Here is a 25,548-nt window from a genome sequence, read left to right on the forward strand (position 1 = left end):
TAATAAAACGTTCTGCATATGGCTTTAGGAATTTTGAAAACTACAAAAATAGATGTTTACTTACTTGGCATTTTAATGGTTAGTTTGGCATACCAAGTAAGGAAGAACCCAAAAAAAGATGGGTAGATTTTATTCCATCTGGTAATTATGCTAATTTTTATGCTGTGCTGAAAACTTTTTATGAAGATTTAAAAGCCGAGTGGATATTGCAAGGAAATTTAGCAGAAGACTTTAAAGATAAGGGCTGTAAGTTTGTGATAATTTTGGACAACGCTAGTTTTCATAAAAAAGCAGAGACTTTGCAGAAAATAGCGTCAGAGATGCCGAATCTAATCTACCGAGTTTTTGCCCAAGTATAGCCCTGACTATAACCTAGTTGAATTAGTATGGCATTCCGCTAAGGAATATGTTGCTAATAGATTATTTGAATCCATTGAAAAACTAGAATCACTGTTACATAAAATTTTAAATTAAGGAGAATTAATTATGAAATGGAACCGAAAGATCAAAAACAAAGGTAACGCGAGTTAATGCAGTTTAGATGTCGAACAGCTTAGCAGCAATTAGTAAACCAGTTTTTGAGATGTTTCGGATTAATTAAGTCAAGAGCCACAGCAATTATCGTATCAACCATTTTAGTGGTGGTTGGCGAAAACTGTCGCAATAAAGATTTAAGGTCAATGGCACTGAAAAAGTGAGCCAAAAAAAATCTGTAAGGCAAGATATACATAGATAATTGCCTTACAAACCAAAATATCTCTCTCCCGGCAATGCCAAATCGTGCGTGCATTCTCAAACAACAATTTTTGCAGAGCGTTGCCTCACCGGGCGGAAAAGCTGCTGCCAGATTCCTTAGTAGGTGAGCTTCTAGCGAATGAGAAGATCAGGTACTACCAAAGCATATACACACCCATAGTCACCCTGTGGGCGATGATATCCCAGGTACTCGATCCGACAAAAGTTTGAGTCAAGCCGTGAAGCGGATGAGTACGTGGCCCAGGGCGGCCGGAGTCAAGTCTCATTCTTCAGACACAGGGGCATACAGTAAAGCTCGTAAGCGACTACCCGAAAGACTTGTCCAACAGTTAGTACCCATAGTGGCAGAGGCACTAGAAAAGCAAGTTCCCATAGAACAACAATGGTGTGGACGACGGGTGCGGGTATTAGACGGCACAACTGTGTTGATGAGTGATACTGCTGCCAATCAAGCTGAGTATCCGCAACACAGCAATCAAAAAACTGGGTGTGGATTTCCCATCGCTAAAATAGTGGTACTCTTTTCATTACTAACTGGGGCTGTGGTAGCCGCTGGCATAGCTTCTTTGGCGACGAGTGAGATTGTGATGAGCCGTTTGATTTATGCAAATTTAGTCTCCGACGATGTGATATTGGCAGATCAAGCTTATGGTAATTATGTCGATTTAGTTTTAGTGAAACAGCAAGGAGCAGATGCTGTTTTGCGTAAAAATCATCTCCGTAAAAGTGACTTTAGACGGGGGAAAAAGTTGGGAATTGGCGACCGCAAAGTCGTCTGGAATAAGCCCCAACAGTGTCCCAACCACATGACTTATGAGGAATTCGAGGCCTTGCCGTCTAGTTTCATCGTTCGGGAAGTATGCTTACGAATTAAGCGCCGAGGCTTCCGAGCTGAGCGTATCATTATAGTGACAACATTAGTGGATGCCAAACGCTACACTGTTGAAAATTTTACTTCTTTATATGGGTTTCGTTGGTCGGCAGCCGAAGTCAATTTACCCTATCTCAAAACAACGTTAAAAATGGAGATGTTAACAGCTAAAACTCCGGTGATGGTGAGAAAATAAATCTGGACACACTTATTAGCTTACACTTTATTACGTACCATTATGTGGCAGGCTGTATCTTCGTCATAAAATACAGTTTTTCAACTCTCATTCCAATCAACCAGGCAGCAGTTTAATCTGTTATTGACGCTGTTGGCAACTACAGGAAAACGCCAACAGCGACAATGGCGTCAATTACTTTTGGAACAGGTGGCAACTAATTTACTCACGATTCGACCTGAGCGTTCTGAACCTAGAGTTTTGAAACGCAGGCCGAAACCATATCCTCGAATGCAGGAACCTCGTTCTGTCTTGAAAGCTAAACGGAGGGTGTGATTAAGCCTTTTTCAGTGCCATTGGATTTAAGGTAATTGCTCAACCCCCTTGACAAGAAGACGAGATAGACATTAGATAAAGGAATGGAAAAACTCCCCGACTTAAAGCAACTATCGAACGAGGCAAAAGAAGCCTTGATAGTAGAGCTATGGCAAGAAATCCAAAAACTTAGCGCAGCATTAGCCACATACGAACCAAAACCAGGCTCATCTCCCACCAAAACTAGCAAAAATTCCAGCACTCCACCGTCCTCATGATTCAAGCCGAACATTAAGCCGTCGAAAATTCAAGGAATAAAAAGACAAAGAAGCCTAGGAAGAGTCGGAGGGGGAAGAGAACTACATCCTCATCCCGACCAAACAATCATCGCCCAACTCAAAAATTGCCCCCAGTGTGGAGAGAAAGTCACCCCCGCCACCCAAAAATTGCAATCCGTCTACGAAAAAATCGAACTACCCCCAATTCGCCCCATCATCACCCGAATAGAACGTTATGGTGGTCAGTGTGCCTGCTGTCAAACCGAGTATGTTGCCCCTGTACCATTGGGAATGGAACCAGGTTCACCGTTTGGCAGTTCTATTCAAAGCTTAGTCACATATCTTCGTTACACTCATGCCATTAGCTACGAACGGCTATCGTCGATATTTGCATCCGTTTTTGGACTCAAGATTTCCGAAGGAGCAATCGCAAACCTGTTGGCAAAAGTCACGCACCAGTTTAGACGACCAAGTAAGTCAAATACTACAACGGTTGCGGCGGGCAAAATTAATTTGTTCAGATGAAACGAGTGCGAGAGTTAACGGACAGTGGGAGTGGGAGTGGGTGTTTCAGAACCAGGATGTTTGTTTACACGTCATCCGCCCGAGTCGAGGAACTGGAGTAATTAACGAAGTTCTAGGAGAAAATCGTCCTGATATCTGGGTGTCAGACTTATTTAGCGCTCAAAAAAATCACCCAGCACCACAATGGCAAGTGTGTTTGGCCCATCAACTGCGGGATTGCCAATATGCGATTGATGCTCTTGACAGAATTTTTGCCCCAGCGATGAAGAGGTTATTATTAAGGGCTTTTATCATCCATCGGCAACGGGAGAATATGGATGATACTAGACTCTTGAGATATCGAATAAATTTACAGGAAAGATTAACCAAAATTTTGGATTTAGCACCACAGCAGAAGGATGGTATACGGTTACGAAAACGTTACTGTGGGCTGATTGACAATTTATTTCTATTTCTGGAAGATGCGACAATTCCACCGACGAATAATAGTAGTGAACAGGCGATTCGGATGAGCGTGATATTTCGCCGTGTGACCAATGGCTTCCGTTCGGAATGGGGGCGCGATTTGTTTGCTGCCGTTCGTTCAGTTGTTAATACTGGCAAGCGTCAGGGTTTAACTGCTTATCAATCTATTCAACAAGCTCTCTCTACTGATGGCTCCCTTTTTTCCCCTAGTTGAGCAATTACGATTTAAGTTGCGACCACCATAATTCAATCGGATTAAAATCAGGAGAGTATGGGGACAAACATAAAATAGAAGCACCCACAGATTCAATCATCGATGTAATTGAATCTACTTTATCCGCGGGTAAATTATCCATCACTACTACTGCTCTCGACCACAATTGTGGCACTAAACATTGCTCAATAAATACCTCAAATGCTTTGCCCTCCATTGAGTTATCCATTGTCATGAGTGCCACTACTCGCTTCAAACTAATTGTACCAATTACTGTGACTTTTTTCCCGGGCGTAAAAAGGTTTAACCGCATAGGCTCTCGTTCCTCGTTGGAAGCATGAGTTCTGGTTAAACAAGCGTAATACTCCAGTCTCATCTAAAAAAACTAGATATTTTTGGTCGATATGCTTGACTTTTTCCCAATACTCTAACCTTAACTTCATGACTCTTTCTGTTCCGGCTTGGCTACTTCTCACTGTTTTTTTTACGATTTAATCCCAACTTTTGTAAGGCGTTACACATGGCTGTTCTACCCACCCAATTTCCGGTCTTCTGGGCAAATAACTCACACAATTCTAGTAAGGTTGCATCGGGATGTGCTGCCACTATTTCTCTCAAAGAAGCTGTGGAATTATTCAAATGACTGTATCTCGGTTTCCCACTCTCGTTTCGGCTGTAAATTCCCCTCTATTTTTTGTTGCTTGACCAGTTTTTGAACTAAGCTTTTACTGACGGAAAATATCGCTGCTGTTTTTCTGATCGACAGCTTCTGCTCGCTTATGGCTGCTACTATTTTTGGAAAGCAAATCTACTGAATATGCTTTCATTGGTGTATTTTTTTGATCTATTCTTATTGTACCTCATAACACCCGGAAGTGCTGTAGATGATTTTCCCTATCTCACCCAACAGGATATTTGGCCTGGTTTGAGTTTCGCAGCTAAACGGTAATTGGATCGAGAGCGTTATAGTTAAGTGAATAAGATACATAGGGTAAAAACCTGACAGTTTACGATCTAACTATTGCTAAAATTAGCCAACTGCCAGAGCCGCTTGTTCAAGAGGTGAATGATTTTATAGACTTTTTGCTCCTCAAATACAACAGTGAATTACCACAGCTTACTGCATCCGACTTTTCTGATTATTTAAAGAATTTAGAAGCCTACGAAGAAAAGTTAGCCCGTGGAGAGATTCAATGGTAGGATCTTCATCAGTAAATCCAACATATACAAGAGGAGATGTCGTGTTATGCGATTTGAATCCGGTAGTTGGTACGGAGCAAGCTGGTATAAGACCTGTTGTTATCTTACAGATCGATCGTGCTAATGCAGTAAGTCCTCATACTATTATGGCACCGTTTACTACAAAGATTCGTCGCGCTCTTTTACATTAAGAAAGGGGGCTCTATGTGATTTTTATTTATTAAAATGTTGGGCTTGCTGGATCAATGGGTAATAAAAAAGTCTCTTCGAGGTGCGCTCTTGTTGTGGGACTAAGATTACGACTGCTATTCAGACAATCAACTAATAACTTATTAGCATCATAATACTGCCGTAATTGAATTTTATATTCTTCGGTGAACTGCCAATTATGGCCGATATTGCGATATTTAATTGTTACCATTTTTAATTGCTCATACCACTTATAAAAATCATTTTCAAACCAATTATTGAATTTTTCCAATTTTTCTTTTTCTTCGTTGGCTTTCTTCTTCTCTTCTTTGCTTTTTTGATTATCAGGTATTTCATCATCAGATATTTCATCACTAGGTATTTCAGGTATCTCATCTTTGAGCTGTTCGAGCTTTTGCTGGAGATCCGGCTTAAGTTTAAGGACATCATCAAGGCTATAAAAACGGATATCTTTAGGTTTACCAGCATAAACCACAAAAAAATAAACTACACTATCTATATCCAGAGCATTATTACTTCCAAAATGAACAGTTTGCTCCAGAGCATAAGCGCACTTAAAAAGATGGGGCATACGCTCTCGCATAGTGTTAGAAAAGCGGTCTACTTCATGAGCAAAATACAAACTCCGAACGGTAGCTAGTTTGAAGGAAACTTGGTCTTGATTCTTGACTGACAAAGATTTTTCATTTAACCATGTGAAAAATTGTTGCATTTTTTCATCTTTAGTTATAATTCGATCAACTTGTTCTTTCATTAACCGCATTAATTCATCAGCAGACGGTAATATTTCCGCCGTTAATAAAAACACTTCTCGCCAGCGCTCTTCATTAATGTGTACCACTAATTTTTCTAAACACTGTGGTTCTAAACTATTAGCAAATCTCCAAGCGGTAAAATACTCCTGAAATGTGAGATGAGAAAAAGAGTAAATTCCTCTTGCGCGTTCTACAAGTAGCCCATCTTGCTCTGCAATAGACTTCAGCACTGCTTCACTATCTAACTGTACTTGCACCGGAGCGTTTTTTTCATCAGTTAATTTAGTAAGACCGTCGGCGATGATTTGCTTTATTATATCTCGCTCAAAAACTTTAATTTCATCGCCTCGCTCAAATGTAATGGCTGCTACGTGACTCAGCATTTGTTTTTTGTTCCGCACAGGCAACTTTCGATAAATTTCATCCCGTTTAATGTTCTTGGCTTCATCCCATCGGAAAAGCAGAATGTCTAATCCTTCTTCATAAAGCTTAGCTGAGGTAGAAGGAAAATTAGTTTTCTCTTGGAAAACTAAGCAGGCTAGATTGAGCAAGATAGGTGTGCCTGCTAGTTCTAGAATTGATTGATGTTCGGAAAGGTACAATTTTTTAATAAACTCAGCAGCTTGGCTTAAACCCTGCTCTATAGAGTTCCTGGCAACTGCTACAAACCATTTTTTAGCGAAGGCTTTTATTTGCTCACTCTTAAAATCGGCAACTTCGACCTCAGTAAATTTTAAACTAAATCGCCGATTGGCAAGCTGAGTAGCAATCCTACAACTTATAACAAATTTATTTCTAAAATAGTGTTTGGAAAAATAAGAGATTTCTGTCAAAACTGCATCAGCATTTTCTGGCTCTACCTCATCTAAACCATCTAGCAAAATAAAAAGTCTGCCGTTAAAAAGCAAGGTATTAATCTGCTCTTCCCAAACATCACAATTTAACAATTCGTCGAGGATGTAGTTGAAAAGGCTAAAATTACATTTATCCCGGGCAATCATAGCAAAATATTTCAGTTCTATAAAAATCGGTATAAGTTGAGATTGGAACCTACCTTGGTTGCACTGAATTGCTAAATGATTCAAAAAAGTGGTTTTACCTGACCCTTGTTTTCCCAGTACCATTAACTTCAAGTTATTTTCTGCTACCTCTATGCCCGGTACTTGTTCTTGTTGTGATTTATCTACATCAAGACGGTCAGACTTATCTATCGCTGAATTTAAAGCTCGAAAATCAGAAATAGTTTTCCGACTATTGCTAGGAAGCTTTTCTAGAACGTTGATATCAATGTAAATATTATCTATTTCAACTGCGCGTTCAACATCCAAAATGGGTAATTGTCCGCACTGATCTTGAATCTTAGCATTGTGATAGGGATGCGATCGCACCCTTTGCACCAAGACATCCGGGTGATCCTCTGAAGCATCTTCAAGCGAACCAAGTTTCCATTCTCGATCGACACTGGTGCTTGGGTTTGCGCTCTTCGGTTCCTCACCACCTACCCAAGTCTCATCATCATAGACTGATGGCTGCGATTCGTTAATCCTTTGAGAATTACCAGCACCTATCAACTCAGGCATTGACTTGGCAAACAGAGAAATTAACCCTGGTAGTTTGCGTTCTCTTTCATCTTGAATCTCAAAGCACCTATAAAGCTGTCTCAAATTCTGCTGTACAGCATCTGTGCTCCCATCACAAATATCACAGGCAATTTTTGCCTTACTCTCACCCGCTAACACTCTCAGGAGTACCTGCTGGCGCTTGGAAGGTAGTGTATCGAAAATCTTTCTGACAGTTTTGGCATCCATATTAGGCGTTTCTCATAAAAATGAGATTTTTCTCACTACCAATATATGAGATTCCTAGCTGTCATGCTTAAAAAGTCAAGCCACAGAGGAAATTTTGATTATGGCAAGCCTCAATAATCGACAATCACCCAACTTCCCCATTCAACTAGAACTATTTGTAATGCCTCAGAAAATAGATCCACTCAAACAAATGGAAGAAGCAATTCAAAGTATACTAGACCTAACATGGAAAACTGTGCTACTTCAGATATCACCACGCAGCACTAAAGAACTGATGCGACAGCACGGAAAACTGATGGCTCTCAATGATAGAGAAGCAAGAATTAAAGTTTCCTCAACACCACTTTTGCTAATGGCAATTCAAAAACTTCCCGATGTTGAATCAGCCTTCAGAAAAGCTTTTGGAACAACAATTAAAATCCATCTCGAAGTGTAAGTGATATCGTTTCCGGTGATAGCGTATTATTCAATGCTTTGCCCGCGTGCGGTGCGTGACAGTCAATAGTCCCACCGCCGCGAGTTAAAGTTTTCCCGCTGTCACACACCCTACGACTGATACCTTGCACAGAGTACGATCGCCCTCAATCAATCAATTCCGCTTCTTCAAAAATCTGCCGAGTCGTTAACTCCAAACCAGGCAGCAACTCATCCACAATCGGTGTATTATCCGTATAAACCTGACTCAAACCATCGGGGAAAAAACTTCTAATTAAAATAGCCTCTGGATCAATTACCCAAACTCGCGGAACGCCCGCCGCCAAATAATCTTTCGCCTTCTCTTCAAATTCCTGCCTCGTTTGACCAGGAGAGATAATCTCAATCACCAGTTCAGGAATTGCGGGACAAGCTTCATTTCGCCGCCAACTTTTCGGCAGACGTTCATAAGAAATGTACGTTAAATCGGGAACAGGTACCCAATCTTTATCCTGACGTTTTAACAAAATTGCCCATTCTGGAAGCACTCGCCCGCGTCCTTTACACCATACACGAATCAGGCGACACAAAGCTCCCTGTAAACTGGAATGAAAAAATTTTGGAGACAGTTTAGGAACTGCTTCACCATCTACAAACTCACAATATATATCTCCGTCGGGCAAAGCTAGAAATTCTGCTAAAGTGAGTTTGGTTCCGATGCCTACCATGACTCCGAGCCCTCTCGCTAATTAACTCAAATATCAATTATACAAAATTTCCCAACTTTCCTAGAAGTACGATCGCCCTTCTCCCTCTAGGCCAAAAGTGGAACAGCCGTCCCGCCTGTGAATTTCTGTGAATTTTTGCGCCTCAAAAATCAAAATCCCAATTCCCCAAAAAAAATAGCGGGGCCGAACATCCAGCCCGCCCCACCTTCTCCAAAAGCCCCAAAACCATTCACTTCAACCAGGCAGGATGAGCCATCAAAGCTGCAAAAGGCTGCACTCCTCGCAACTGATTTGACAGCGGCAAATGCCCTCTCGGCGCGCTCAAATCCCAGATAAACTCTTGCGGATACCGCGTCCAATTATTCCCCTTTTTCCAGCCAATTAGCGGCCACAACTTATCCCAATTCTTGCCCGAACTCAGCCAAATTTCCCGCTGCACCGAAAAGCCAAATTTGCCTTCGGAATGAACTTTCCACAGCGTATTAATTGTTTGCAAATCCGTTACGGGCAAACTCTCAACTTGGGTAAAATACAGCCACTTTCTCACAGAAGCTGTATCACCAGCCAATTCACAAAGCTTGTCTAAAGTCAAGCGATCGGCTTCTTGAAATTCCTGTAACGCCAATAATTGTTGCAGCGGAGTGTAATCAATGTTAGAGTCCGATCGCAGCGGCACAAGCCCAGTCGGAAAATTCGCTTGCAAAAACTCCCTCGCTCTCGGAGAATTAGCACTGTAAAGAATTTGGTAAGCCTTACCCATTACCGCAGTCGGTGCCTCTGACTTGCGCTCTAATAAAAATTCCATCAATACATCCCAACCGGAATCTGCTATTTGTTGTTGTAGCAGTTGCAGTTGAGCTTTTTCCGAACCCGACCTCAACTGAGAGCGGAGTTCGGCTGTATCTGCCGCCGAGTCTAGAGGAGAAGTAGAAATCGAGTCAGTCATGAGAAACTATCAGCTATCAGCTATCAGCTATCAGCGATTAGCTGAAGCCCTGGTTTTCCCCCATTGTACAATGGTACTGACTCCGATTCACTTCTCTGTCCTCGGATGCCTGCGCGCAACGCCGCCTGGTTTAGCCGATCGCTCCCACCCTCTTCGCCAATGGCAGCAATAGCAAATAAGTCTACCATCTGAATTTTACGATCGATGCCATGTCAAAGAGTTTTTCTTGAACCTAGTCGTCCACGATCGAAACCCATGCAGGGAAGGAAGGCGGAAAAAAGTTTATGTCATATTCCGAGTCTTCCCACTCTTTGACCCAAAGCGGCACGGCGCCGGGGCTAGGAGTTGCAGAAAAGGTGCGTTCTTTGACTTCGATCGAGTGAAATAGCTGTTTTAAAGTATCTCCCCGATCCAAAGCTTCGCTGAGGATGTCGTCCAACTCAGGATCGACCCGTTTGACACGGTTTTTCTCCTCCTCCAGCCACAGAAGTTTCAAAGACTTCAGATCCCTCGGACTGAGGATGCTCTTGTAGTACACGCGCTTAAGGGTAGCTACGGGTTCCAATGAACGTTCTATCCGGCGAATTTGCTGAACTCGCAGGTAGTGCCATTCCGCTAAACGCTTGCTTTCCGAAGGCGGGAGAGTACCCTTGCCCGCTGCGTGTTTGTAGTCGTATTTAATCAAACTGCAAGCCATATTGGCTAGCAGGTGAATCAACTGCTTTTCTTTGGGTGTCGCCTGACGCCGTTCCTGGGTTCTTGTCAATACGCGCTGTCTGCGGGTAGTTTCGAGAGTATTTTCCATTGGGTTTTTACGATATGAAATACGATTGTGCCAGATCCGAATCCCGAACATCCGAAGGTAAGGAAGTTGATAGGCGGGGAAACTCCACCGACAGACTCGCCTTACCTGTTTATTTTCCCATTCACCGTTCTCTGAAACTGACCCCCACCCCCGGGATTAGGTAGACTGATATTGGGATCGAGTTTTAACCGCCTCGATCTGAGGCGGTTGCGACAACAAACACCACCACAACCAAAACCCCAACCACAACCGCACAAGAGCTAACCACACAAGAGCGCCAATTATTTCCTGGCTTTACTTACCAGTTTTTACCTCTTCTTGGTCGCCATCCTCATCCGTTCCAGTGTAGTTAAAGTCAGGACGACTCTCCCAAGCCGTCAAACTGCTGGCTGATGTAGGTTGTGGGGCGAGCGCCGAAGCGCTGGCGCTGCCTGCCTGGAAAAAGCCGAAGCCAGCCGAGGCAATTACCCCTAATACTAAGATGCTGTTTTTCATGTTCGATGACCCTGATTTGCGTAGATTGGCACTTTCTGGCTAACCCGATCTATCAGAAATGGGTTGATGCAATAACCCACTTGTCTTCTGATAAATCTGCCTGCCATAATCAATTCAGACAGGCACACCCGCTTGCGATCGGAAACGCCGGAAGTGACGTGTTACTAACGTCCACGATCATCCACCAACCAGATTTTTTTGGGTAGTGGAGCGAAAGCCATCAGGGCGTCGATCCATCAGGGAGTTATGCCATCAGGGTGCTAATCCATCGGGTAGTTAAGCCATCAGGGCGCATCTTCTACAATTAGCCACCGACTTAACTTTTATAGTTGAGTGAGTGGTTAGCCTGGTACTGACAAAGCCTTTAAGAATTAAACTTTTTGTGGATGCATCCTGAAAAGTTTGTTCTTAGGAATCCCCGAACGCGAAAGATCGGGGAAAGTCAGCAGCATGGAATTCCATGCAATCTAAGTCAACTAAAAAAACGCAGATTAACGATATCTCCCACTCAAGCAGTCCTCAGCCAAACGCTGGGGTTTTTTATTGGCAGCCATTGCTCAGCCTTTTTCTCCGGCCTTCGGCAGGCGGATCTGAAGGCAGAAGGTTGACGGCGCTGTGGTTATGAGTTTCCCTGCCAACATCATACCATCGGGTGAAATTTAAAGTATTATTGTAAAAAAATGTGAAAAAAAGGGCGTTTTAGCGTTTTCTCACTCGATCGAGTGAAAATTATTTAATTATGTGAACGAGTGTAAAAAATCAAGTGGCGGGGTACGATTGGGCCGATCGTAGGATTTGGGGGGAACGCTTGCAAAGATACGGTAAAGATTGATAAGGAGAAAGCTGAGCTAGTAGACAATAGAGTAAAGAGGAACAAAAATTTTCCACGATAGCAAGCTGGCAATAATTCCACTTTGTAACCTTTCGATCGCACAGCAGAGGGGCGTAAAATCTTGATGAATTCCCAGATGACAGCAGAAGTCCACTCAACGTACCAATATCAAGTCGGAGGATATTTGCCTGCCGGTGCGCCCACCTATGTCCGGCGATCGGCCGACAGCGAACTCTACGCAGGACTCAAAGCCGGAGACTTCTGTTACGTGCTGAGTGCGCCGCAAATGGGAAAATCCAGCCTGCTAGTGCAAACGGCCAAAAGGTTGCAAGCCGAAGGTACAGTTTTTGCAGCCATCAACTTGAGAAGCATCAGCAGCCCAGATATCTCCCCCCAAAAGTGGTATGGCGGAATCATGTACCGCATGGCAAGCAGTTTACACATCACAAACAGGTTTGATGCCATCAAGTGGTGGAACGATCGCGAACTGCTGCCGCCGGTGCAGCGATTGGAGATATTTATCGAAAAAGTTTTGCTCAAGTCACTTCAGCAAAATCTGGTAATTTTCCTAGATGACATTGAAAGCATCAGCAGCCTAAATTTCAGTACCAGCGATTTTTTTGCTTTGATCCGGGCTTGTTACTCCAAGCGGGCAGAGCAACCGGAATACGATCGCCTGACTTTTGCTGTTATGGGAGTAGCAGCCCCCTCAGAATTGATCCGAGATCCAAGATGCAACCCTTTTAATATTGGACGGCAGATTCATTTAAGTCGATTCCAACTGCACGAAAGTTTGCCGCTAGCAAAAGGATTAGCCCTGAAAGCTTTTCGCCCCCAAAAAGTGCTCCAAGAAATATTAGCTTGGACGGGTGGCCAACCGTTTCTAACTCAAAAACTTTGCCAATTGGTACTTGAATACGGGCCTTTTATTGGCAGAAATTCCGAAGCTAAGCAGGTTGAAAAACTGGTCAAACACAGAATTATTAAAAATTGGGAAGAAGAAGACGAACCCCAACATTTGACCGCAATACGCGATCGCATTTTCCATAACCACTGCGACCTCACGCGGCTGTTAACGCTGTACCAGCAAGCTTTGCAACCGCCCCAGGCAACAAAATCCGGGGAATCGCAGGGAGTACCAGCAGATTACTCTCCCGAAAAAATCGAATTGCAACTGTCAGGACTGGTTGTGAAATCTCACGGTAAATTAATAGTTGCCAACCTAATTTATCAGTCAGTTTTTAATCAATTTTGGGTGGAAAAAGAGCTGGGAAAATTGGCTCCGTACCGCTTGGCGCTAGCAGCATGGCTGGCTTCAGACCGCGAAGATGAATCGCTGTTATTGACCGGGGAAAGTTTGCAGTCAGCTTTGGATTGGGCTGCGGACAAACAATTAAGCCAAGAACACTATTGGTTCTTGAATCCCGATCGAACTGTTCGGGAAAAACCGACAGTTGTTGTGGCACAAGTTGCAGACAGCAGCGTAGACACAGAAGCAGACAGCAGCATCCTCACCCCGCCCTCAGACAGTGTTCCAATTGGCAGCAACGAACAGAGATTGTACGATCACATCGTCTCCTGCGTGGAAACAGAATCCCCCGCACAGGTGATCGAGCGGTTCCGAAAGCTATTTATCGACGGCATGGGCTATCCCGATCGAGAGATTGAAGCAAGTTTGTACAGTATAGTCTCCGTCAAGCGATCGGATCAGGACTTTAAATATCTCCTCCACCGCTGCTGCTATATCCCGATCAACCGCTGGCAATTGCATTCCCAAAACCAATTCGCGATCGCCAAGTTGGTCGCTTTATTTAAGCAGAGTTCTCCCCGATTCGGGATGGAATTTTACATAGTCAAGCGCTTGCAAGAACAAATAAAATTATTTACTAAAAGTGACGAATTCCAGACCATAGAGCGCTTAGTAAAAGCCTTAGATAAAGAGGCGGAACAGCAGCAACAAGATACAGATTCTCCTTTGGGCGAATTGATCTGTCGGTATCCTTATTTGTACGGCTATTCTCTACTGAGCAAGGACAGCATTGAGGAAGACCAACAAACCATCCAAAAACTGGCATTTCAAAGACAGCGACAATTTGAAACACATTTGTCTAAATATTTGAATTATATGGTTGAGCCGAGAAATACAGAAATAGGAATTGTGCAGCGGGCGGCTAATCCCACACTTTTGAACGATGCAGAACTGCACTTAGCGGTGAGGGAATTTGCCGGAAAAGTAGCAGGCGATCGCAGCTACAAAGAAGCGGCTCAATTTTTCCTGAGAGATTCCAGACAAACTCCATCTTACGCTTCATTTAAAGTGGATTTATATGAATATTTAATATCGTCGATCGAACCAGAATACGGGGGGCGTCAATTTAATGACCGTTTGTACAAACAAATCAAAAATACATTGCGAGAAAATGACTCGGTGAAATTCAATAATCCATTGTTAGTTCGTACTTGCCACCAGTTGTTCAACTTCTTAGTAGTGGAAAATTCTCAACATCCCAGCCACTACGTTTTTTACGACTTGGTGTACAACCTCGGCGCCAGCAGGACAATGGGTTTACTGCTGAAACTTGTACTGCTTTCGGGCAAAGTCAAACCAGAGTTGGAAAAGCGATTTTCTATTTTGTTTAATCACTATGAAGGTAAAGCTTCTAATGAAATTATGTGGTTTGTCAAATCCTTGGAAAATTTTAATGTGGCTTTGGTTATGAATTTTGGTAAGACGGATTTGTCTTTGGTTAAACAGCAGCTTATTTTGACTTGAGAATAACAAAATCGCTCGAACTCGAACAGGGTTATATAATAGTATTAATTTAAAAAAATTCAGGATAAACAAATGAAAGCCTTTGAAGTCACAGGAACGATCGACGAAAAAGGTCAATTAATTCTCGATCGACCTTTAACGCTAGACACTCCGGGCCCCGTGCGAATTATCGTCATTCTTCCCGAACCTACAGATGAAGATGAAGACGACCCCAACGATACTCCAGTGGCCGAAGTGAAAGCTAGTCTCAAAAGGGCATTCCAGGAAGCTAAAACCCGACAGCGAATACCTCTTTCTCAAATGTGGGAGGGCATCGATCGATTTTAGATTTTAGATTTTAGATTTTAGATTTTAGAGGATCGCATGATTTATCAAGTAGAATCACCGTCGATCGTACTTTTGTTAACCATTTACTCAAAATCCGATCAAACTCACATCTTGCACTATTCTCAAGGACGGGCAAGATGCCCGTTCCACAAAGAGTAGATTTTCTTGTGGAACAGGCCGGAAAGCCTGTTCCTAAAAGGCTAATTGAGAATGGTGCAAGATGTCAGATCGAACAGATATCAGCCTCAACTCCATCTGTCGCATCATCGCCGAGTTTGACGAAAACGAATAGCGGTGTATTATAAACTCTATGATTAGCTATCTCAAAGGCACAGTAGCCGATATCGCCAAAGGCAGCAACCGCGTCATATTGACTCTGGAAGTCAATCAAATCGGCTATGAAATCCAAATTTTGCCCCGCGTGACCGGTCAATTGCCAGCATCCGGCGAAGTCGCCCAAATTTTTACCCACCAGCAAGTTAAGGAAGACCAAATCGTATTGTACGGTTTTGGCAGCGCGGCAGAACGCGATTTGTTTCGGCAGTTGACGAGTGTCAGTGGTGTCGGTGCTCAACTGGCGATCGCACTTCTCGATACTTTAGGATTGCAAGATTTAGTCCAGGCGATCGTCGGCGGTAACACCCGCATCCTCGCCAAAACTCCGGGCGTGGGTACAAAAACCGCAGAACGTCTCGCCCTGGAACTCAAAAGCAAACTCTCGGAATGGAGACAGCAAGCAGGTTTGACAACTTCAGTCGCCGCCGGAGTCCCCCCAGCTATTCAAGAAGAAGTCGAGATGATCCTGCTGGCGATGGGATACACTGCGGCTGAAGTCTTGCAAGCGCTGCAAACCCTCAGTCAAGACAGCACTTTGTCCGCCAAAGGTGATGCGGATGATTGGATACGTGAGGCGATCGCCTATTTGAGCCGATAGCAACTCTGGACACAGCAATGCCGTTTCCCTACTTGAAACAAGCTTCTGTTGATGTATACGAGACTTTGAGTCGATCGCAAGTCGCAATCCACTTTTCCCCGCAAGGGGATTGAAACTCTTTATAAATTATTGAATTTTAAAAACGGACTAACAATGTCGCAATGCACTTTTCCCCGCAAGGGGATTGCAACATGAAAATACAAGTAGTCTCTGACTTACATCAGTCGCAATTCACTTTTCCCCGCAAGGGGATTGAAACTCTTTAATTGAAGTGAAGGAAGGGGGCGTGGCTGATTATTGCGCGGGGCGCTTAAAGCTCACCACAAAGCTTCTCCCTCCGCTTTTGTCTTTGCCTCTTGGCAGCACGCAGTGTTGCCAACTCCAGCGGATTGGACCAGCGATTAAATAGGCGTCTCCTGCATGTTGTTCGAGTTCAAAGACGGGGCTATTGGCATCTTTGCGAAAGCCAATGACGCGGTTGTTGGAGAGGCTGATGGCGAGGATTCTCTCTCCATGTCGGTGGTTGTCGATGTGCCATTTGAACTGAGCGGAAAGGCTGCCGAACCAATCCGTGACGCGGTATTGATTGGGCATTTCATCGAAGAACCCACGGTCTTGTAAGGTCTTCCCCCAAGCGAGCATCCAGGGGCTTGGTGGCGGGGTCTCTTTGCCGGGGGCTCCGCGACGGATGGGCGCGTCGGCCTTTGGGGGTGTGGTTGGCTCGGGGGTGTTGTATCCGAAGTCTCCGTAGTAGCGAAAGAGTACATCGCCTGGGTTCTTGGTGTACTCGTCATTTGCCACAATGAGGTCTACCTCTTTTTGAGACAGTAAGTTGGGGAAGGTCTTTAGACCGGGTGGCTTTGCCATTTTGTTCCGGGGTTTTTCTTGTTGTGCGTTTGCTGTGTCGAGCGCGCAAGCGACCACCCACCACAGCGGCCAGAATTTTATTACGTTTGGTGGGTGCCATAAAAAGCATTTATGCAGGGTACTGGGCCTTTATCCACCAACCATTATAGAAATATCTTTCGACATTATTATAGGGGTCATCGCAACTCTCGGTGTTTGCCGGGGCCAGACAGAGAGAGTGCGCGCCGTTGCTGGCGCTAAAGAATGTGGTACTGTTGGCGATCGCTGGTTTCAAAGTCGCCATTCTCTTTTCCCCGCAAGGGGATTAAAACTCGCCATGCGAACTCTTGCAGCAAAAATTTCATCTCCCACCCTGCACCCTTGTTCATTGGCTGTGGTACAATTGCAGATTGTGACAATCGTACAAAAAAAACTAAAATCAATTCATGGCTCTTACACAACAGCGCAAACAAGAAATCATGGGCGACTTCCAAACCCATGAAACCGATACCGGTTCGGCAGATGTCCAAGTCGCGATGCTGACCGATCGCATCACAAAACTCAGCGCCCACCTGAAAATCAACCAAAAAGACTTCGCCTCCCGGCGCGGTTTGATGATGATGATCAGCCGCCGCAAGCGCCTGCTGGCATACATCCAAAGGGAAAATGTCGATCGCTACAAAGCATTGATTGCCCGTCTAGGCATTCGCGGCTAAACACTAAAGCCAAAATTTGCGACAATATTCTTTAATCTTGGGCAAACACCAAGACTTATTGAAAAATGTTCGAGATTTCAGGTTAGAGATAAAATATGTCCTCCGAACCACCCCGCAAGCGCTTGCCCTTTGAACCGGCAACAAATCGTAAAAAAACGCCTAAAAAGCCCCCAGAACCCCAAGCAAGCTTAGCCTTAGAGTCGGATTCTGCCGACAAGCAGCCGAAAGCTAACAAAACCGGAAAAGAGTCGCAATCCATCCCAGAAGTAGTCAGCCAACGCATGATATCCCGCATAGCGGTATTCTGTGGCATACCTACCCTATTGGGAATTTGCACATTTTTTGTGAGTTATTTCGTAGTCAGCAAGGGCTTGTTTGATTTGCCCAACACAGCAGTATTGCTGGTAAGCATGGGCTGTTTTGGTCTAGGCGTTCTGGGATTAAGCTACGGAGTCCTCTCAGCTTCCTGGGATGAAGAAATTTCAGGAAGCACTCTGGGGTGGGAAGAATTTAATACCAATTTTGGACGGATGCGAGAAGCGTGGCGCGCCGCGAAGCCAAAAAGTTAGTCATTAGTCATTAGTCATTAGTCATTAGCTAAAAACTAAGCTGTTAATCATTAGCGAGTTTGTATTTGGGGAGGGAACAAGAACCCGCCCCACAACAATGCTAAAAATACTGATATAAATAGATTCTCGATCGCCATTGCATCTATTTTTCTCAGTGCATCAGAGTCATCATCCGTTTCTAGCCCAACTAAAAAGGCAAAAAAAATATGATTATTGTAATGAAAGCCGGCACTCCAGAAGCCGAGATCGATCGACTAGACGAAGACCTCCGCACTAACTGGGGTTTGATACCAGAAAAAATAGTCGGCCGTTACAAAGTTGTTATGGGTTTGGTAGGAGACACCGCCGAGCTCGAACCGATGCAACTGCGCGAAATGAGCACCTGGATTGAGGAAGTGCTGCGCGTGGAAAAACCCTACAAACGCGCTTCTCTGGAGTACCGCCAAGGAGAAGCCAGTTCCGTAGCGGTTGCTACTCCTTTAGGAACTGTAATGATCGGCTTGCATCACCCGATCGCGATCGTAGCAGGTCCTTGCTCGGTCGAAAACGAAGAAATGATTGTCGAAACAGCAATGCGCGTCAAAGCTGCTGGAGCTCATTTTCTCCGTGGTGGCGCGTACAAACCGAGAACTTCCCCCTACGCTTTCCAAGGCCACGGCGAGAGTGCTTTGGGATTGCTAGCTGCGGCGCGGGAAGCTAGCGGTTTGGGAATTATCACAGAAGTTATGGATGCGGCGGACTTAAGTGCGATCGCAGAAGTAGCGGACGTGATCCAAGTCGGCGCGAGAAATATGCAGAATTTCTCACTGTTGAAGAAAGTCGGAGCTCAAGACAAACCAATTTTGCTGAAGCGCGGCATCTCGGCCACCATTGAAGAATGGTTGATGGCTGCTGAGTATATCATGGCTTCTGGCAATCCGAACGTGATTTTGTGCGAGCGCGGAATTCGCGGGTATGACAGGCAATATACGCGCAATACCCTCGATTTGTCGGCGGTTCCAGTGTTGCGGACTCTGACTCACTTACCGATTATGGTTGACCCCAGTCACGGCACCGGTTGGGCGCAGTTTGTACCCTCGATGGCGTTTGCTTCGATCGCCTCTGGTACTGATTCGCTGATGATTGAAGTGCACCCGAATCCGAAAAAAGCTTTGTCTGACGGGCCGCAATCTTTAACACCGGATCAGTTCGACAAGTTGATGGAAGAATTGGCGGTGATTGGTAAAGTCATGAACCGTTGGCCACAACCGGTGCCAGTTTTGGCATAGAAATCGCAGTCATAAGTAGGTTATTGCAAAAAAAACCATAGTATTCACAAGGTACTATGGTTTTTTTGCGCTTACCCGTTACTCATTGAATTAGCCAGCACTTTGATTTAAAATAGCCTCAATTTGATTTTGTACCTGTTCGAGTTCTCGACGTTTGTCAGCCAGCCAAACTTTTTGGGCTTCGCATTCTGCTCGCTCTCGATCGCGCTTTTCCTGCTGTTCTAATAAATTCTCCCACAGCGACATTGCTTGCACGATCGCACCGCTAGCTGCTTCATTTCGCTCGTCAAATACTGCTTTAATTCTTTCTTTTATCTTCTCAAGAATCGACTCCTTAGATTCCTTAAATTTCTGCAACCCTAACTTACAAACTTTTTGCTTGATCTGAGAGTGAATTCCATCTACATCTAGCATCCCCAGCCCAAACGATCCACCTGATGCAGCAGCTAACCCTGCTAAAATAACTGGAATGATACCAACTCCTGCAAACGCCAGCAATGCAGCCGCGACGGCTCCACCAATACCTAAACCACCCAAAAAACCTCCAGGACCTCCAATATCTGAGTTGATTGATGAAGCGATATCTAGTCCATCGATACCAATTCCACCCAGATTTCTTGCGGCGAAGTTATTGAATTGAGTAACAAGGCTAGTGCTAAGTTGCAGATCCAACTGTTGAAAATCTTGTCGAATTGCAGAAATCTCTTCATTAATTTTGCTGTCTAAAATTGCTATTTTTTGTGTCAATATAAACTGCAATTTTTTGGCGCTCCAGTCATCAATCTCTTGTGTTAGTTCCTTCACAAATTGATTGGCATAATCTTGGATCAAGTGGTTTTGGCTCAAAATCTGATTGTGCTCTGAAGTCCATTCCTTACTTTTGGTAGCCATGCGATCGTCCAATCCTTCTTGCCACTCATGAAAAGACCGATCGACTTCCTTAGAAGATTGTTTTCTCAGTTCTCCTGCTAATAGTCTAATCTTAACATCGCGGCCGCTTGCTTCCGCCATCTGTTCAAATATTTTCTGTTTATCTCCTTGAGAAACTGTCAAATTTCCTTCTAACATTTCCCTATATTGACTCAATTTATCGCAGCCAGTATTAATAATTTGCTTAATTCCGGCTGCGGATTGGTTAAGTGCGATCGCGCCCCGTTTTTCTATCAAAAACTGTTCGAGAGATTTGGTGAAATCCTGAAAAGATTTCACATACTCATTTTCCGTCCCATCCAAAATAGCATTAAGTGCTGATTTAGCCGAAATAAAATGAATCCGGTTTTTACCAGCAATAATTGGTTTTTCCCCATAAACAATTGTTTCTACCGTTTCTTTTACATCCTGGCGATCCTCTTCACTCTCCAGCCAATCGAAAAAACTCACTGCAATAAAAATGTTTCTTGCACCTTCATTCTCTTCACCATAATTCAATTCTTTTTTTAAGTACAAAAGCAGTTCTTGTTCTGTCTTTGTTAAAACAGTGTTAGCCTGAGTCAAAAAAATAACTGCATCAGCCGTTTTCAGAACTTGCTGAGTCGCCACTGTGCGTTCCGCTTGTTCGTTCAATCCGGGAGTATCAATAATTTCTACGCCATTGCTGCACAACTCTAATTCGGGATGCTCAAAAACGATTTCTGCGATTTCTGATGTGGCTTTTTCATCTGCAATAGAACCAGAAGCTGCCTTTCTAGAAATAGAAGCTTTCTTTTGATATTCTTCCGGCGAAATCTCTTCCTTATCTCCATTTTTGTAATAACAAACAACCCTGCGCTTCGATCCATATTTCAAAATAGTCACCGTACCGCTACAAGGAGTAGCCCGCACTGGTTGAATCTTCTCGCCCACCAAAGCATTTAGTAAGGTTGATTTGCCTTTACTAAACTCGCCGACGACAACCACGCGAAACCGCTGAGATTGCAATTTGCGAGATATTTTTGTTACTTCTGCTGTTAAAGTAGGAGATAGCACGTTGCGATCGCTTCCATCTTGCAGAGTTAAATATAGTTTTCCACAAACAGCATCCAGTTGTTGTCGGTACAGTTGAAATTTTTTCAACTCCTGATAGGACGAAACTGACTGATTTTGATTTATTTTGTGTTTCGGTTTTGCTGGTAAATGTCCGATAATGTGACTGGCAGCACGGACAAACATAGAATCGAGAGATTGAAATTGTGCTGGAGCGAGTAACCTGTGCACTTCTGCTAAAGCTGCTGTATCTGCGATCGCTTGATTGCTAAAACTCGCTTCTAAAACTGCCAAGTATCGAGAGTCAATTTCCAGTGTGTTACCGATAAGTATTAAATACTCTTTTTCGCTATCGTCCATTGTCCCATCTGCTGCCGACATCTGATAGCCAAAACTAATTAGCAGCAGTTTGTCCTCCTCAGAAAAACACGCTGTCAGCGCCAACAACTCCTGCATTTTTTTGTAAACTTGCTGTTCCCGCACGCCCTTAACCATCGGCACTACCAATGGGCCAAAACTGCTGTTAGGGGGAATAAGTTCCGTCAAAGTTGCCCGCAATCGCTGCGTTTCCTCAGCACTTACCGTACCGTCAGCATGAATGACTCCCAGCAACACCGTCACCAGCCCCCCCAGAAAAAGCACAGGCGGAGTAATATCTTCTTTTCGGAGTTTTTGCCCTGTCAGCAGCGAAACAAGCTCAATTGTTTGGGGACTAATTAACGAATTATTCATTGGCAGCGCCTAATAATATTTCTTTTATTAAATGGATCATAATAGATCAGTTGTTGTGTTGGTTTCTACCAGGGTAAAAATTTATGATGAACTTTGTATTTCCCGCAGCGGTACAGGCTGCGATCGAGGCTGGCAAGTATGTACAAGTTTTTACATCTGCCGGAGTGCCGATCGGCATGGCGAGGGATGCAGCGACGGGACAGTTTGTGGCTCATGCGGTTGGCGCGATCGTCAACAATAGCCCGCTAGCGCCCTTAGTGTTGCCCGTGCAGCTTGTCATGAGTGGCTTGCAGATGTACCAAAACTATAAGGGCGTTGAAGCCGTCAAAGCTGATTTGGAGGTGCAGAGGCAGCAAATTCACATGGGCTTTCAAGCCGTCCAAGCCAGTATGGGAGTGCTGCAAGCGACAACAGCCGTCATTGGTGTGGGAACTTTCGCCGGGGTAGCCTTATCAGCGGTCAATTTGCACCAGACATTGAAACTAAAAAAAGCGGTAGAGAGGCTGGAAGTTAAAGTAGAAAATGGTTTCATCAATTTAGAACAACTGTTGAAAGGCCAAGGCGCGGAAATTAAGCAATTAATTTCCGAAGTGGCTGCAGATATAAAATTTGAGAACCATCGCCTAGTCTTAGTGCGGGCTTACGGGTTATTTAATCAAGCAATTCAACGAATGCGATCGGCTTTGCAAATTCAAGACATTAACCGTCGCAATGCTGAAATTGACGCAGCGCGGGGGATGTTGTTTGAAGCTTTAGCAGACTACAGAAATCCGCATTTATTAGAAGAAACTTGTGCGGCGGGACAGTTGCGGCGGTTAGAGTGCAGTTGGGCGATCGAGCAAAGTATTATCGGCACGTATCAGGTGCAAAATGAATTTGGTGCTGCGGGCGATCGGCTCGCTCAACTGCAAGAAGAAATCCGTCAAGATGGCTTAAGAATAATTGATGCTTGTGACTCTGATGACGAGCTTGATTTCCTCTTCCCTGAAATCACCCGGATTCACAATCACGATTTAGTTTTATTGGACACTTGGCAAAATCAGATTGAATGGATAAAATATTTACCAGAAAGTGAATTAAAACAGTTACAAAGTGCTGATTTGAGTAAGTCCAAGTTAGCTGTTAGTGGAGAACCAAATTTATCCACAACAGCTTTAGCTATACCGGATGAACAGTTATTTTATGAAAATTTGAGACCTAAGTCTCATTTTTATTCTCTTCGCACTCAACTCGAATTAATGCTCGATCCGCAGCAGCGTCAAGAGTACGAAGATTATATTATTGAGCAAGGGAATATAGCGGGTCATAAAAGTTTAGTATCGTCGAACTTGGAAAAAGCCTCGGATTTGGCTGTTGCTAATCTTTTTTACTATTTCAGAGTCCGAGATGAATCGGAAGAATCGGAATAATCAGACCTAATTTGTAATTTGCTTTAAGTTTATCCCTGTTTTGATTATCCATCAATTACTATCGAGAACTCAAAGACATCCATTTAGTTGCTTCATATCCCCTTGCGGCTGCACTTGCTTGTGCAAACTAATTTTATCGCCCACTTCATACCCCGAATAAAAACCCGCCGCGCTGCTGACTTGAGAACCACTTCTGGTTTTAACTTTAGCCCCTCGGCCGTCTAGATAATCCGCGATCGCCTGTTGATTTTTCTCAAACATCGATCGCACTACAATCCCTGGAGTCGCCGCCACATCCCCGGAACCCGGAATCCCCGACTCTTCCATCTCCTGTTTTTGTTCCAACAATCTTTGTCTCAACCTTGTCGCGCATCCAACCCGAAAAGCATTCAGATACGCCAACCCCCTGCCGTTTCCTTTGCGGTATTTAGCTCTTTTTTCAATCGCCGAACTCAAATACTCGTACAGATGTTTGCAAACAATCAGGTTTGTAGAAGTTCCCACCAAAAACATACTGCCATTATAAGTGTTTCGCATGGCAGTGCAACCGTTAGCGTCGGCAATTCCCGAAAGCAGCATCATTTTCCAAGTGACAAATTTCGATGTTGTTTCAACAGAGTTTTCGTCAATCTCTTCTTGGTGATTTGGCCCTAAATCCGCGAGGCTGAGATTGTACTGTGCCAGTAAAAGGGAAGCTTTTTCGGCCGCAGCAGTCGATTCGTTTTCATTGGATGAGGTGGCGAGGGCTAAAAGCTTTTTGATTCTTTCGACAATACTTGTGTCTGCCATTTTTCAATTGGTTTTAGGTTGAGAGTAAGCGGTGGCAAGGATTTGGGTGAATTCCCATTTTAGTATAGCTGGGAATGTGCGATATTTTTTGAGGAGGATTTTTTTGAACCGCAGAGGGCGCAGAGGGCGCAGAGAGAGAGAAATAAAGAGGTTCGCAACTGGGGCGCGGATTGGTTACTATTCGAGGACTTCGAGGACTGATTTGGGCAGCAATTTATCTTTAAACCAGACTACTTTTGCTGGCACATCATTTACGTTTACCCCGGCTTTTTCTAAATTCAGCCGTTCGGAAATAGCTAAAATCAAGTTATCGCATTCTGACTTCTGTACTTGGGCAAATTTCTTTTGCAAATACTCCGGCCGCCAATAGCCAACTATTTCTAATAAAAATACTCGCCCGTCGGGATGCACTAACCGAAAGTCGGGAATCATCACGCTACCTGGAATCGGAATTAAATCAACTTCTCGCTCTAGTTGCCACTCGGTTTTTGTGGAATTCCATCTTTCAGCAAATGCGGCTTCTAACATACTATCATAAGGCTTGCCAGGGGGATAGTGGCTGACTAAACCGCAGTCGGAATTTAGGGTGAATTTACCTGTTTTCAAAACGCCGCTAAAAGGGTCTTTTGTGTGCAGTGTCGAGTGCATACTCCATTTGGTGACGTGCAGCAGTGCGGGCAGCATTTTCGCCAGGGCTAAGCCGTAGCGGGTGCTGGGTTTGAATAAGCTTGTAGGGCCGTCTATTGTCAGTGTAAAACCGTGGTCTGCATCGCCTTCGATGTAAGTCATTAATTGAAATAGTTTCAGATAGCGAAATAAGAGTTTGTATTCTCCTGGATCGTTGCGGTGGGCGGTTAATTGGACTTGACTTGCTCGGTAAAATATGCCTTGAACTTGAGAAAGATTGTATTTGTGAAGCAAGTTTTCGGGTGTTGGTGGATTAAACTCAGTGAGGATTTTGTTTTCGTTTAAATCGGCGTATAAACCTGTAGTGATTTCGCTGGGTAAAACTTCTCTGTTTAACTCTTGGCTGAGTTCACTTGCTACTTTTTCCAGGGTTAATTGGGTGGATTGAGGGCTGGGAGTCTCACGCGCGGACAAAGCAAAAACCCGCTGTCTCAACTCTGAGGGTTCTAGGGGACTGATGACTTCCAAGGTGCAGAAACCGCTTTTCAGCAGGTGCGCTAATCCCCGTTTCAGCCGATAATCCGGGCTGTCGCCTTCTAATTCTAGCAAGCGTCCGTCGAGTTCGCCTTGGGTTTTGCCGATCGACTCTTGGAAGCAGTTGATCATTTCCGTAGCTGCTTCTAAGTTTTTAGCATCTATCTTGAGGCGTAGCGGGACGATTGATTCCCCATTTTGGCGGTGACTTAATAAATCAGTGGGTAGCATTTGTTAATAGTTTTTTATTTTTAACGAACCGCGAAGGCG

General features: G+C 44.2%; 26 protein-coding genes and 1 pseudogene. 16 read left to right on the forward strand and 11 right to left on the reverse strand.

All coding sequences use genetic code 11. The annotated features are described in order from the left end of the window. The first annotated feature begins 164 nt into the window (after positions 1-164). The 5 genes and pseudogenes from QUB06_RS34735 to QUB06_RS20475 all read left to right on the forward strand — a co-directional run bounded on the left by QUB06_RS34735 (position 165) and on the right by QUB06_RS20475 (position 3,599). Complete coding sequence (locus QUB06_RS34735; RefSeq protein ID WP_445251406.1) at positions 165-359, forward strand: hypothetical protein; 195 nt, start codon at positions 165-167, stop codon at positions 357-359. Further along, positions 346-474, forward strand: coding sequence for a transposase (locus QUB06_RS34740; protein ID WP_445251407.1), 129 nt, complete (start codon positions 346-348; stop codon positions 472-474). Before QUB06_RS34735 ends, QUB06_RS34740 begins: the two co-directional genes overlap by 14 nt. Positions 475-770: 296 nt before the next feature. Next, positions 771-2,138 (forward strand): annotated as a pseudogene (locus QUB06_RS20465) (IS4 family transposase). A gap of 83 nt (positions 2,139-2,221) precedes the next feature. Beyond that, entirely contained in the window at positions 2,222-2,395 is a 174-nt protein-coding gene (locus tag QUB06_RS20470) for a DUF6444 domain-containing protein (RefSeq protein WP_333290669.1), read from the forward strand. Positions 2,396-2,750: 355 nt separating this feature from the next. After that, complete coding sequence (locus QUB06_RS20475) at positions 2,751-3,599, forward strand: IS66 family transposase (protein WP_333436811.1); 849 nt, start codon at positions 2,751-2,753, stop codon at positions 3,597-3,599. 4 nt (positions 3,600-3,603) lie between these two features. Here QUB06_RS20475 and QUB06_RS20480 read toward each other — a convergent pair whose 3' ends face one another. Further along, positions 3,604-3,912: a transposase gene (locus QUB06_RS20480; protein WP_333436812.1), complete on the reverse strand. Its 309-nt coding sequence runs from the start codon at positions 3,910-3,912 to the stop codon at positions 3,604-3,606. A 716-nt stretch (positions 3,913-4,628) separates the two neighbouring features. On the opposite strand from QUB06_RS20480, the gene QUB06_RS20485 reads away from it, so the two are divergent. Together QUB06_RS20485 and QUB06_RS20490 are read left to right on the forward strand one after the other, a co-directional pair. After that, entirely contained in the window at positions 4,629-4,799 is a 171-nt protein-coding gene (locus QUB06_RS20485) for a DUF2281 domain-containing protein (protein ID WP_333436852.1), read from the forward strand. Beyond that, a complete protein-coding gene (locus QUB06_RS20490) occupies positions 4,793-4,990 on the forward strand; it encodes a type II toxin-antitoxin system PemK/MazF family toxin (RefSeq protein WP_333436813.1) in 198 nt (65 codons plus the stop codon). Before QUB06_RS20485 ends, QUB06_RS20490 begins: the two co-directional genes overlap by 7 nt. Positions 4,991-5,019: 29 nt before the next feature. Here the strand turns inward: QUB06_RS20490 and QUB06_RS20495 are convergent, their stop codons facing one another. Continuing rightward, positions 5,020-7,572: an NACHT domain-containing NTPase gene (locus QUB06_RS20495; RefSeq protein WP_333436814.1), complete on the reverse strand. Its 2,553-nt coding sequence runs from the start codon at positions 7,570-7,572 to the stop codon at positions 5,020-5,022. Between the two features lie 100 nt (positions 7,573-7,672). Between QUB06_RS20495 and QUB06_RS20500 the strand changes: the two genes are divergently transcribed. After that, a complete protein-coding gene (locus QUB06_RS20500; protein WP_333436815.1) occupies positions 7,673-8,008 on the forward strand; it encodes a hypothetical protein in 336 nt (111 codons plus the stop codon). A gap of 145 nt (positions 8,009-8,153) precedes the next feature. Here the strand turns inward: QUB06_RS20500 and QUB06_RS20505 are convergent, their stop codons facing one another. Continuing rightward, complete coding sequence (locus QUB06_RS20505) at positions 8,154-8,714, reverse strand: Uma2 family endonuclease (RefSeq protein ID WP_333436816.1); 561 nt, start codon at positions 8,712-8,714, stop codon at positions 8,154-8,156. Between the two features lie 229 nt (positions 8,715-8,943). Beyond that, positions 8,944-9,660 (reverse strand): GUN4 N-terminal ARM-like repeat domain-containing protein, encoded by a 717-nt coding sequence (locus QUB06_RS20510; protein WP_333436817.1) that lies wholly within the window; start codon positions 9,658-9,660, stop codon positions 8,944-8,946. Here QUB06_RS20510 and QUB06_RS20515 point away from each other — a divergent pair. Continuing rightward, a complete protein-coding gene (locus QUB06_RS20515; RefSeq protein WP_333353364.1) occupies positions 9,659-9,832 on the forward strand; it encodes a hypothetical protein in 174 nt (57 codons plus the stop codon). The two genes, QUB06_RS20510 and QUB06_RS20515, sit on opposite strands and share 2 nt — an antisense overlap. Positions 9,833-9,892: 60 nt before the next feature. Here the strand turns inward: QUB06_RS20515 and QUB06_RS20520 are convergent, their stop codons facing one another. Beyond that, positions 9,893-10,465, reverse strand: a complete 573-nt coding sequence (locus QUB06_RS20520) for a hypothetical protein (RefSeq protein ID WP_333436818.1) — start codon at positions 10,463-10,465, stop codon at positions 9,893-9,895. A gap of 294 nt (positions 10,466-10,759) precedes the next feature. Continuing rightward, the gene (locus QUB06_RS20525; protein ID WP_333436819.1) at positions 10,760-10,960 is read right to left on the reverse strand and encodes a hypothetical protein; all 201 of its coding nucleotides are present in this window, start codon (positions 10,958-10,960) and stop codon (positions 10,760-10,762) included. A gap of 956 nt (positions 10,961-11,916) precedes the next feature. On the opposite strand from QUB06_RS20525, the gene QUB06_RS20530 reads away from it, so the two are divergent. The 3 genes from QUB06_RS20530 to ruvA all read left to right on the forward strand — a co-directional run bounded on the left by QUB06_RS20530 (position 11,917) and on the right by ruvA (position 15,826). Continuing rightward, on the forward strand, positions 11,917-14,565 hold the full coding sequence (locus tag QUB06_RS20530) for an AAA-like domain-containing protein (RefSeq protein WP_333436854.1): 2,649 nt from the start codon (positions 11,917-11,919) through the stop codon (positions 14,563-14,565). A gap of 72 nt (positions 14,566-14,637) precedes the next feature. Beyond that, positions 14,638-14,892 carry a type II toxin-antitoxin system RelN family antitoxin gene (locus QUB06_RS20535; protein WP_333436820.1) on the forward strand — a complete coding sequence of 85 codons (255 nt, stop codon included), beginning with the start codon at positions 14,638-14,640 and terminating at the stop codon, positions 14,890-14,892. A 310-nt stretch (positions 14,893-15,202) separates the two neighbouring features. Further along, positions 15,203-15,826: a Holliday junction branch migration protein RuvA gene (ruvA, locus tag QUB06_RS20540; RefSeq protein ID WP_190742029.1), complete on the forward strand. Its 624-nt coding sequence runs from the start codon at positions 15,203-15,205 to the stop codon at positions 15,824-15,826. A 294-nt stretch (positions 15,827-16,120) separates the two neighbouring features. Here the strand turns inward: ruvA and QUB06_RS20545 are convergent, their stop codons facing one another. After that, positions 16,121-16,693 carry a hypothetical protein gene (locus QUB06_RS20545; protein WP_333436821.1) on the reverse strand — a complete coding sequence of 191 codons (573 nt, stop codon included), beginning with the start codon at positions 16,691-16,693 and terminating at the stop codon, positions 16,121-16,123. A 236-nt stretch (positions 16,694-16,929) separates the two neighbouring features. Further along, positions 16,930-17,061, reverse strand: a complete 132-nt coding sequence (locus QUB06_RS20550) for a hypothetical protein (RefSeq protein WP_333436822.1) — start codon at positions 17,059-17,061, stop codon at positions 16,930-16,932. A 57-nt stretch (positions 17,062-17,118) separates the two neighbouring features. Here QUB06_RS20550 and rpsO point away from each other — a divergent pair, with 57 nt between their 5' ends. The 3 genes from rpsO to aroF all read left to right on the forward strand — a co-directional run bounded on the left by rpsO (position 17,119) and on the right by aroF (position 19,225). Next, positions 17,119-17,388: a 30S ribosomal protein S15 gene (rpsO, locus tag QUB06_RS20555; RefSeq protein ID WP_190661928.1), complete on the forward strand. Its 270-nt coding sequence runs from the start codon at positions 17,119-17,121 to the stop codon at positions 17,386-17,388. A 95-nt stretch (positions 17,389-17,483) separates the two neighbouring features. Then, complete coding sequence (locus tag QUB06_RS20560) at positions 17,484-17,957, forward strand: PAM68 family protein (protein WP_333436823.1); 474 nt, start codon at positions 17,484-17,486, stop codon at positions 17,955-17,957. 206 nt (positions 17,958-18,163) lie between these two features. Continuing rightward, positions 18,164-19,225, forward strand: coding sequence for a 3-deoxy-7-phosphoheptulonate synthase (gene aroF, locus QUB06_RS20565; protein ID WP_333436824.1), 1,062 nt, complete (start codon positions 18,164-18,166; stop codon positions 19,223-19,225). 90 nt (positions 19,226-19,315) lie between these two features. On the opposite strand, the gene QUB06_RS20570 is transcribed toward aroF, so the two are convergent. Beyond that, on the reverse strand, positions 19,316-21,919 hold the full coding sequence (locus QUB06_RS20570; RefSeq protein WP_333436825.1) for a dynamin family protein: 2,604 nt from the start codon (positions 21,917-21,919) through the stop codon (positions 19,316-19,318). An 83-nt stretch (positions 21,920-22,002) separates the two neighbouring features. On the opposite strand from QUB06_RS20570, the gene QUB06_RS20575 reads away from it, so the two are divergent. After that, entirely contained in the window at positions 22,003-23,328 is a 1,326-nt protein-coding gene (locus QUB06_RS20575) for a hypothetical protein (RefSeq protein ID WP_333436826.1), read from the forward strand. A 69-nt stretch (positions 23,329-23,397) separates the two neighbouring features. Here the strand turns inward: QUB06_RS20575 and QUB06_RS20580 are convergent, their stop codons facing one another. Both QUB06_RS20580 and QUB06_RS20585 read right to left on the reverse strand, forming a co-directional pair. After that, positions 23,398-24,117 (reverse strand): DUF2786 domain-containing protein, encoded by a 720-nt coding sequence (locus QUB06_RS20580; protein ID WP_333436827.1) that lies wholly within the window; start codon positions 24,115-24,117, stop codon positions 23,398-23,400. Between the two features lie 177 nt (positions 24,118-24,294). Next, complete coding sequence (locus QUB06_RS20585; protein WP_333436828.1) at positions 24,295-25,509, reverse strand: DUF790 family protein; 1,215 nt, start codon at positions 25,507-25,509, stop codon at positions 24,295-24,297. Positions 25,510-25,548 lie beyond the last annotated feature (39 nt).

Origin of the sequence: Microcoleus sp. D2_18a_D3, assembly GCF_036702455.1 — a bacterium.
GTDB lineage: Bacteria > Cyanobacteriota > Cyanobacteriia > Cyanobacteriales > Microcoleaceae > Microcoleus.